Source organism: Bradyrhizobium sp. STM 3843 (genome assembly GCF_000239815.1).
Taxonomy (GTDB): domain Bacteria; phylum Pseudomonadota; class Alphaproteobacteria; order Rhizobiales; family Xanthobacteraceae; genus Bradyrhizobium.
Genome location: NZ_CAFK01000083.1, coordinates 39002 through 48075, shown reverse-complemented (window position 1 = coordinate 48075; position 9074 = coordinate 39002). Strand labels below are relative to the sequence as shown.

Sequence of the window (9074 nt, the reverse complement as noted above, 5' to 3'; positions counted from 1 at the left end):
GGGCGCGGCAAGCGTCGGCAATGGGCTGCGCGACGGTTGTCCCCAGGATTGGGATGCAACAAGCCCGCCGGTCGAAACCGGCGGGCTGGCCAACATGAGGGCCGCAGCCTCAGAGTCAGTTCGTGAAGGCGCGACCGATGGTGGCCTCGGCCTTGACCTCCTCGATCAGGATGCGGGCGCGCACGCCGAGGTTAATTGCGGTCCCCAGATCGACCGGTCGATTGCGGAACGCGGCGTCGTTCAGCGCGGTCTTGATGGCGGCGGCCAGGCTGTCACGGCGAGCCGTGACATCGGCGATCCGCTTCAGATACCGCGCATAGGACTTGTCGGTGCCGGTGACCGCGCCGTTCGACCAGACGAGGCTGGCGCGGCCAAGCTGGCCGACCGGAGCATTGAGCTGCTTGTAGACTTCGGCAAGCTCAGTGAACGCCTCGGTGCGGCCGCGAATGCCCTGCGGCAGTGCGCGGTCCTGGATCCACTCGGCAATGACGCGGCCCTCGGAAACGTAGTCGTCCGCGAGCCCGACCAGAGCTATCAGTGTCGGCCTGATATCGGCGTGGTCGGTGAAGTCGGAGTCGTGCCGGCCGAGCTGCCGCACCCCGGGGCCGACCATCGCGACCCAGGTCCGCGTGATGTCCTTTTGATAGTCGCCATGGTTCCAGGCGAAGTTCGGACCGACGAAGACACAGTCGGACTGGGTGGCGCATGCGCCGCCGCTGCCGGTCGCAAAGAAGTAGTTCTCGTTGCCGAACATCGTGAGCGTCGGCGTGCGCGCGGCGCTCGACGTCACCATGTGCAGGAGCTTCATCTCGGCCTGATCGGCCTGCAGACTGGACAGCTTGTCGGTCGCGCCTGTCATCGGGTTGGTGGCGACCAGCGTGTCGAGATCGTGCTCCATGGTGCGGACCACGGTGTCGGCGGGGGCCGGGTTGCCGTTGATATAGATCGTCGGCGCATCGTCGGAGTGAACCGAGAACGTCGTCGCATTGGCCCGCTGGGTCAGCAGCAGGCGATTGAGCGTGACGTTGATCTCGCCCTTCTGGCCGGCCGCGTAAGTGCACGGGATATTGACGCCATCGCAATTGGCCGGCGTCGGCGCGCCGCCGACGAAATGGTCGTTTTCGTCGGGGGTGACGGTGAACAGCGTGTTCTCCTTGGTGATGCCGTCCGCCGCCAGGCGCGCGAAGAACTTGCCGAAGGCGGTATCGTAGGCCTTCAGCTGCGCCACATAGCCGGCTTCGCCCGGACCGAAGGTGCCGGAGCCAAAGCGGTTATCATGGGCGTCGGCGATATAGACGTAGATAACCTGGACGCCGGCCTCGAGCATGGTGGCCGCGTAGCCGAGCGACTGCGTTGCCAGCGGACTGAACGCGTTCGGGAAGCCCGGCCGGCCGAACTGGTCGGCAATCACATTGCCGTCGAGATCCTTGATCGCGCCGCTCGGGGAGATCACCGGCTGCACGTTGATATTGCCGAATAGGCCCTTGAACCCGGTGTATCCGCCTGGCTCGTCCGGCAGCGGGTCATTGGCGGCAAAGCCGTTATTGCAGAGCGGGCTGTTGAGACCGCAATGAACCGCAATGCCGAGATAATCGGTCGTCGGCTGCTGCCGCACGGCGGCACTTGACGAGGCGAGCTGCTGGCGTACCGCGACATCAGTCGGGCTGCCCGCGCCGTAGAAGGTGGTCACGTCGTCAGGCACGCGCTCGAACTCAATATTGGCCACTGAGAAGGCGCCGACATCGCAGCCTGCCCGGGTAAACGGAACCCAAGGCGCGGGTGCGGTCTTGCCGCGCTCGTCAAGCATCTGCGGCTTGCCGTCGCCACCTGCGGCAGTCCAGTAAAGGAACGAGCTGCTGAAGCCGACGCTGCCGTCGGCCTTGAAGAAGCCGTAGCTGTTGGACACCGGAATGCCGTTGCGGTCGCCATAGACGCCAGTCAGCGCGGTCACGATGTCATGCGCGGTGTGCGAGATCAGCGGGGTGTGGTGGTTGCCCGAGATCGTGCCGTTGTTCTGCAGGAAATTGAGCAGGTTTGGCATCTGCTCCAGATCCGACGGAACGTTGGGATTGTCGCGACGCAGATGCACGTTGTCGAACACGATGTTGACGACATGCTTGATCTGCCCGCCCGGCGAATTGAGCCGGCACGCTGCCGAGGCGGATTGGGAACCCATAGTGAGCAAGGCGACGCCAAAGGCGAGCCCCACGGCCATCCTGATTTTTGATCTCGTTCGTCTCATGAGCCTCTCTCCCGAGTCGGCCGCAACCAAAAGTGGGGCAATCGCCGACGCCCGCCGATTATGTTTCGGATTGTTTCGAGGCTTTGATAGTTCGGTAACGTTTGCGCGTCGCGCGTATGAAACGCCGCTTATGTCGACAGAAACTCTGATGTGGAGTTGGCAAAAGCGTCATACGCGCGTCAACAACGCATTGCGGCATCGTCCGTTACCACCGACGGAACGGCGCTCCTCGACACAGCAATCGAAGGACCAGGCGGTCGCTTGGATCAGGGCTGACCGGGCACCCACGCCAGGGCAAGGTGCTGCCCTTCGGCGATCTGCGCGGCCGACATCTTGAACGCCACAGCGTTGCGCAGCCGCAAGTAATAGTCGCGATCGCGCCGCGCGGCGCGGGCCGCGCCGAGGTTGAGCCACTTATAGGCCAGCACGAAGTCCTGCGGGACGCCATGACCCTTGTCGTACATCAGGCCGAGCATGACCTGACCGAACGGATTGCCGCAGATCGCCGCCTGCATGTAGAGGTCGGCAGCGGCCACATAGGCCTGCGGCGCACCATAGCCGTTCTCATACATGAAGCCGAGAAACGATTGCGCCTTGGCGTCGCCGCGCAATGCCAGCGGGGTCAGGATCCGGACCGCCGTCAGATAATCGCCGCGGGAGTAGGCGGCGGTCGCGCGCGCCACGCTATCGGCCCGCGCCGGCGCAATCGAGCCGAAGGCCCATGCGAAAGCAAACAGGCCGGCAAGCAATGCGGCGAGGCGGCGGTTGGTCCCGGGCATGTCAGCGAACCGTATGCATGTTGAGATCGTTGGTGCTCGCTCCGACGCTGCCGCGCAGCTTCGACCGCAGCTCCTCGGCAATATGATGGGCATCAGTGCCGTTGCGAATGATCTGGGGCCGGATGAAGATGATCAGCTCGGTGCGCGTGCCCTTCTTGTCCTGGGCGCCGAACGCATCACCAAAATAGGGAATCTCATCCAGGACCGGAATGCCGTTGCGGCTGCCGTTCTGCTGCTCGCTGATCAGGCCCGCGAGCAGGACGGTCTGGCCCGAGGTCACGGAGATCGAGCTCTTGACCCGCCGCTCGGAAACCGTCGGCGTCAAAGTCGAGCTGCTTGTCGGTGAGACGTTGCTGATCTCCTGTTCGACATCCAGTCGAACACCTCCATTGGCATTGATGCGCGGCGACACCCGCAGGATGATACCGGTGTTGCGATAGTCGATGGTGTTGACGACCGTGTTGCTGGAGCTGAGCACCGTGGCGCTGCCGGTCGATACCGGGACCACGTCGCCGACCTGCAAGGTGGCGGCCTGATTGTTGATCACGACCAGCGAGGGGTTTGACAGGACCTTGACGCTGGTGACCGCGTGCAGCGCATCAAGAATGGCCTTCGGGTTCGACTCCGATCCGATCAGGAAATTGAAGCCGGGGAAGGCGCGATTGATCAGGGCGTTCGTGACCGTCGACACCGCGCCGGTCGCCGTATCAGTCGTCGTTGACGTCGTCGGAGCCGAGGTCGACTGCGTATTCAGAAGCGAATTCTGCTTGCTGGTAATATAGAACTGAACTCCGTAGCTGAGCTCGTTGGTCAGCGTGACTTCCGCGATGGTCGCGTCGATGGCGACCTGCAGCGGCGGCTGATCGAGCTGCTGGAGTGTCGCCTCGATGATCTTGTAGTTGGCTTGATCGGCATAGATCAGCAGCGAGTTGTTGACCACGTCGGCCGTGATACGGACGCCCTGCAGCAGGGGCTGTCCGTTGCCGCCGGTGCCGCTACGGCTGTCGAGCGCGCCGCCACTCCCGCTCGCGCTGGCCTGGTTGGCGCTTGCCGAGGGCGACGGGCTGAAGCCTGACATGCCGCCTCCGGAAGCGCCGGACTGCCGCGAGCCGAAGCCGCTCGGCTGTGAGGATGACGAAGAGTTCGTGTTCAGGGATAGCCGCTCCGCCGCGCTCGACGACGAGGTCGAACCCGAGCCGGGTGCCAGCTGATTGTCGGCGCTGTCGAGCGAGGACGAGGAGGAGCCGCCCACGAACATGTCGTTGAGCACACGCGCGATCTGCTTGGCCTCGCCATACTTGACTTGATAGACGCGGACGCTGTTCCGAGCCGAGTCCTCGCGGTCGAGCCGCCTGATCCAGTTGGCCGCGGTCTGCAGCAGCGCCGGCTTGCGGCTGACCACCATGACCGCGTTCATCCGGGCCACGGCCTGGAATTTGACCACGCCCTGGCTCAGCCCGGCCTCGCCGGAATCCATGATCTTTTCGAGCTCGGCGATCAGCGGCTCGGGCGCGCTGTTGTTGAGCGGATAGATTCCGACCGACTGGCCGCGCATCCAATCGACGTCGAAGCTCATCGCGGTCTCGACCGCGTTGCGACGCTCCGCGCCGGTGCCCTGGATCAGGAGCAGGTTGCGGGTGGAATCGGCGCGCACGCTGCCCGGCTTGGTGGCGAAGGAGTCCATCAGCTTCAGGATCGTTGGCGCCGATACATACTGCAACGGGACCACTGAGACGCCGTAGCCGGGCTCCGGGGTCGCCGCTGCCGAATCGACCCGGCCGGCGCCGACGGCATCGCCGAGCGGCGTCAATCGATAGCCGGTGGAATCGTGGATCAGCACCACGCCGCTCAGGCGCAGCGCATTCTCCAGCACGAAGACGATGTCCGATTTCGGCACCGGGCGCACGGAGACCAGGCTGACCGTGCCCTGCACGCGCGGATCGATGGTATAACCGGTGCCGAGGATATCGCCGAGCACAACCTTGGCCACGGTGCCGACCGGTGTGTTTTCGAAGTTGAGGTCGTAGCCGCCACCATTTGCGACCGGACGCGGCGGCACGTCGCCGATATCGTTGACCTCGGTGCCCTCGTAGACCGCAGCGCGGCTGTTACGCTGAGCCGTGGCGTTCTGAGAGCCGCCCACACCCTCCGCCTGACGCGGCATGATGTCGAGCGAGCGAATCTTGTCGAGCGGATCGACATCGCCCGGCGCCACCGTGCCGACGGTCGCCGAATTACAAGCAGCCAGCAGCGTCAGGACACCCAACACAGCCGCGATCGTGAGAGCTCTGAAACAGAGAGAGTCCGTGGTCGCCTGGGACCGGCGCTGATTGCCGACACGCACCATACTTTTAGCCGATCCCCAACTCAAAAAACGCGCTTCCCCCCAGCGGCGCGAAGGCGAGCCGTGGAGTGCCGAATGCCTAGCGCGGCAATATGACAGAGTCATTAGACAGATTCATTAGAGCGCAGTCCCATAGCACGGATCAAGTGCCAGTGTGGCTTTCCCGCATTGCGGTGGCGGAACCGATCGGTTTCGTACGGGCGTCACATTCGCCATTGATAAGCGTGGCTCCGACGATCCGCGGCTGATAGAATGCCCGCGCCGCACCCGCTCACACCACGCAGTGCGACTGGAAAAACGCATGACCGGTCATCAGCCATTGCCGTTTGTCGAGCATCTCCGCCGGATGCGACACCTCAAGGCGACAGCTGCGGCCGACGATGCCGGCTCAGGCGGAAATCCGTCGGCAAAGCTGTGGGAATTGACCGACCTGTCGGCCAATGAGTTCGCCGAGGAGGCGGCCCGGTTCTACGGCCTTGACCGTGTTGCATTGCAAGAACTTCTGGCCGCCGAGCCGCTGGTCGCACCTTTCTCGCAGCGCTTCCTGCGGGAGACTCTGCTGTTTCCATATCGATCGGCCGGTGGCGCCGTTGTTCTCGCGATTGCGGATCCGACTGATCAGGCCGCCAGGCGTGCGGCCGAGATTGTGCTGGGAACCGATTTCGCACTGAAGGTCGCATCCTTCGAAGATCTGTCGATCGTGCTGGACCGGCGGCTTGCCGACGATGGCAATGAGGTAGGGCAGGGCGAGTCCGAGGGGCTGCCGCAGCTTCGCGAAGACGACATCGAAAGCCTGCGTGACCTCGCCAGCGGCGCTCCGGTGGTTCGCGCCGTCAATGATCTCTTGGAAAAAGCCGTCGAGCTCAGAGCGAGCGACATCCATATCGAGCCGTTCCAGAGCGGCCTCGTTGTGCGTCTGCGCATCGACGGCTTGTTGCGTCCGGTGCCAGCGCCCGCCGGCGTGCTGCCGCAAGCCGTCATTTCGCGCATCAAGATCATCGCCAGCCTCAACATCGCCGAGCGGCGATTGCCGCAGGACGGCGCGGCCCGGCTGCGGATCGGCCGGACCGATATCGACATCCGCGTCGCCATCATGCCGGCGCAGCACGGCGAATCCGCCGTCATCCGTATCCTGCCCAAGGACCGCGGGCTGCTGGTGGTCGATAAGCTCGGCTTTTCGCCGCCCGACGAAGTCAAGCTGCGCCGGCTGCTCAAGCTGCCGCACGGTATGATCGTCATCACCGGGCCGACCGGTAGCGGCAAGACCACGACGCTCGCCACCATCCTGTCGATCCTCAACGAGCCGAGCCGCAAGATCCTGACGATCGAGGATCCGGTCGAATATGAAATTCCCGGCGTCAATCAGTCCCAGGTCAAGCCGGCGATCGGGCTGACCTTTGCAACAGCGCTACGCTCCTTCGTGCGTCAGGATCCGGATGTGATCATGGTCGGCGAGGTCCGCGATGCCGAGACCGCCCATGTCGCGGTGCACGCGGCGCTGACCGGCCACTTGGTGCTAACCACGCTGCACACCGAGACCGCCGCCGCGGCGCTCCCCCGCCTGCTTGATCTCGGCGTTGAGGCCTATCTGTTGCGCTCGACTTTGCGGGCGGTGATTGCACAGCGCCTGGTCCGGCAGCTCTGCGAGCGCTGCAAGACGGCGCAGCCGCTAACGGAGGCGGATTTTGCGGAGGATCCGCGGCTTCCCGCCTTGGGCTTGCGTCTCGGCGAAATCACCTACCATCCGCGCGGCTGCGAGCGTTGCGGCGGCACCGGCTATCGCGGACGGCTCGGCGTGTTCGAAGTGCTCGAGGTCGACAATGAGCTGCGCGGCCTGATCGGAGAGAAGACCGACGGTCACAAGATCGACCAGGCGGCCATTCGGGCCGGCATGACGACCATGCTCGATGACGGTCTCGCCAAGTGCCGCGCCGGGCTGACGTCCCCGTCCGAAATCCTCCGGGTCACGACTGCGCGCTGAGGTGAACCGTGCCCAATTTCCGCTATCGCGCGCTCACGCAAAACGGCGAGATCGTCCACGGTACGCTCTCGGCGCCGAGCGCACGCGAGGTTGCGGCGCGGATCGAATATCTGCGGCTGCTGCCGATCGAGACGATCGAGGACAAGAAGCCATCTTCCTCCACAGGTTTCGGCCTGCTCAATCGGCCGAGCGCTGCCGAGGTCACGACCTTTACCCGGGACCTGGCGCTGCTGCTTCGGGCGGGTGCACGTCTCGATGACGCGCTGGAGCTGCTGGCCGCAGATGCCGATGTCGGCCGGCTTCGTCCCGTGGTCGCCAAGTTGCGGGCATCGTTGTTGAGCGGCGAAAGTTTTGCGGACGCGGTTGCCGCGCATCCGGAGCTGTTCCCGGCAATGTATGTGGCGCTGGTCCGCGTCGGCGAAGTCTCCGGCACGCTCGATCAGGTGCTGGAAGCCCTCGGTGCGGAGCGTGCCCGCGCCGAGCAGACGCGCCGCAAGCTGACCGATGCCATGCAATATCCTGTCTTCGTGCTGATCGCAGCCATCGGCGTGATGCTGTTCTTCATTCTGGTCGTGCTGCCGCAATTCTCCTCCGTGCTGCAGGATTTCGGCGGCAAGTCCGATACTGCACTCGGCTTCTTCATCGGCCTGTCGGACGCGATGCGCGCCAATGCCACGGAGCTTTTGCTCGGGACTGCAGCGGTGATCGCCACGGTCTGGTGGCTGCTGCGAAGACCCGCCACCCGGGTGGCGATCGTGGGCGCGATCGCACGCGTTCCGGGGATCGCCGGCATCTTTCAGTTCTACCGGACCAGCCTGTTCTGCCGGAACCTTGGCGTTCTGCTCGCCAGCGGCGTCAGCCTGACGGCGACCTTGCGCATTCTGATTGACATCATGGCCGTCACCGGAAACGTGGCGGCGTGGTCGGCGGCGGCAGAGCGGGTGAGACATGGCGGCAAGCTGTCGGACGCCCTGTCGGCCGGCAGCAGCCTGCCGCCGATGGCGGTGCGAATGCTGCGGCTTGGCGAGGAGACCGGCCAGCTGCCGGCGCTCGCGGGCCGTGTCGCGGAGTTCTACGAGGCCAAGCTGCAGCGCAGCCTCGATCGCGTCGTGGCCATCATCGGCCCGCTCGCGATCATTACGATCAGCACGGTCGTCGGCGGATTGATCGTCTCGGTGATGACCGCGCTTCTGTCGGTTACCCAGCTCGTGGGATGAAGGGGAAGGCAATGTCGAAACAGAACTCTGCCGGATGGCTGAAGCGGTACGGCACCAAGACCGGTGCAAAGGCGCGTGCCGGAGAAGCGGGCTTCACGCTGGTCGAGATGCTGGTGGTGATCACCATCATCGGCCTGATCATGGGGCTGATCGGCCCGCGCGTGCTGAACTATCTGAGCGAGTCCAAGGTCAAGGCGGCGAAGATCCAGATGCAGAGCTTCGCCAGTGCGCTCGATCTCTACAATCTCGACACCGGCCGCTATCCGTCCTCGGCGGAAGGCCTTGCCGCGCTGGTGCGGCCGACCGGAGGCGGAGCCTGGAACGGGCCGTATCTGAAGGGCGGCAGCCTGCCCAACGACCCCTGGAACCACGCTTACATCTATCGCGCGCCGGGCGAACACGGCCCCTACGACATCGTCTCGCTCGGCTCCGACGGCCAGGAGGGCGGCACCGGCACAGCGGCCGACCTTTCGCTCGATCACCTCACTGCTTCGGCGACGAATTGAACGAC

Annotated in this window: 6 protein-coding genes; 3 read left to right on the top strand and 3 right to left on the bottom strand. The window is 64.5% G+C overall.

Annotated features, from left to right (window positions below; genetic code table 11):
• Positions 1-115: 115 nt before the first annotated feature.
• From BRAS3843_RS11340 to gspD, 3 genes are all read right to left on the bottom strand, one after another.
• Positions 116-2242, bottom strand: a complete 2127-nt coding sequence (locus BRAS3843_RS11340; RefSeq protein WP_139024841.1) for a hypothetical protein — start codon at positions 2240-2242, stop codon at positions 116-118.
• Positions 2243-2508: 266 nt separating this feature from the next.
• Positions 2509-3021: a tetratricopeptide repeat protein gene (locus tag BRAS3843_RS11335; RefSeq protein ID WP_008969015.1), complete on the bottom strand. Its 513-nt coding sequence runs from the start codon at positions 3019-3021 to the stop codon at positions 2509-2511.
• Position 3022: 1 nt separating this feature from the next.
• Positions 3023-5368: a type II secretion system secretin GspD gene (gspD, locus tag BRAS3843_RS11330; RefSeq protein WP_008969014.1), complete on the bottom strand. Its 2346-nt coding sequence runs from the start codon at positions 5366-5368 to the stop codon at positions 3023-3025.
• A 298-nt stretch (positions 5369-5666) separates the two neighbouring features.
• Here gspD and BRAS3843_RS11325 point away from each other — a divergent pair, with 298 nt between their 5' ends.
• Genes BRAS3843_RS11325 through gspG form a run of 3 tightly spaced genes read left to right on the top strand, consistent with a single transcriptional unit; the run spans position 5667 to position 9069 of the window.
• Entirely contained in the window at positions 5667-7346 is a 1680-nt protein-coding gene (locus BRAS3843_RS11325; protein WP_008969013.1) for a GspE/PulE family protein, read from the top strand.
• Between the two features lie 8 nt (positions 7347-7354).
• Positions 7355-8563, top strand: a complete 1209-nt coding sequence (locus BRAS3843_RS11320; protein WP_008969012.1) for a type II secretion system F family protein — start codon at positions 7355-7357, stop codon at positions 8561-8563.
• A gap of 11 nt (positions 8564-8574) precedes the next feature.
• Positions 8575-9069, top strand: coding sequence for a type II secretion system major pseudopilin GspG (gene gspG, locus BRAS3843_RS11315; protein ID WP_035981456.1), 495 nt, complete (start codon positions 8575-8577; stop codon positions 9067-9069).
• The last annotated feature ends 5 nt before the right edge of the window (positions 9070-9074 follow it).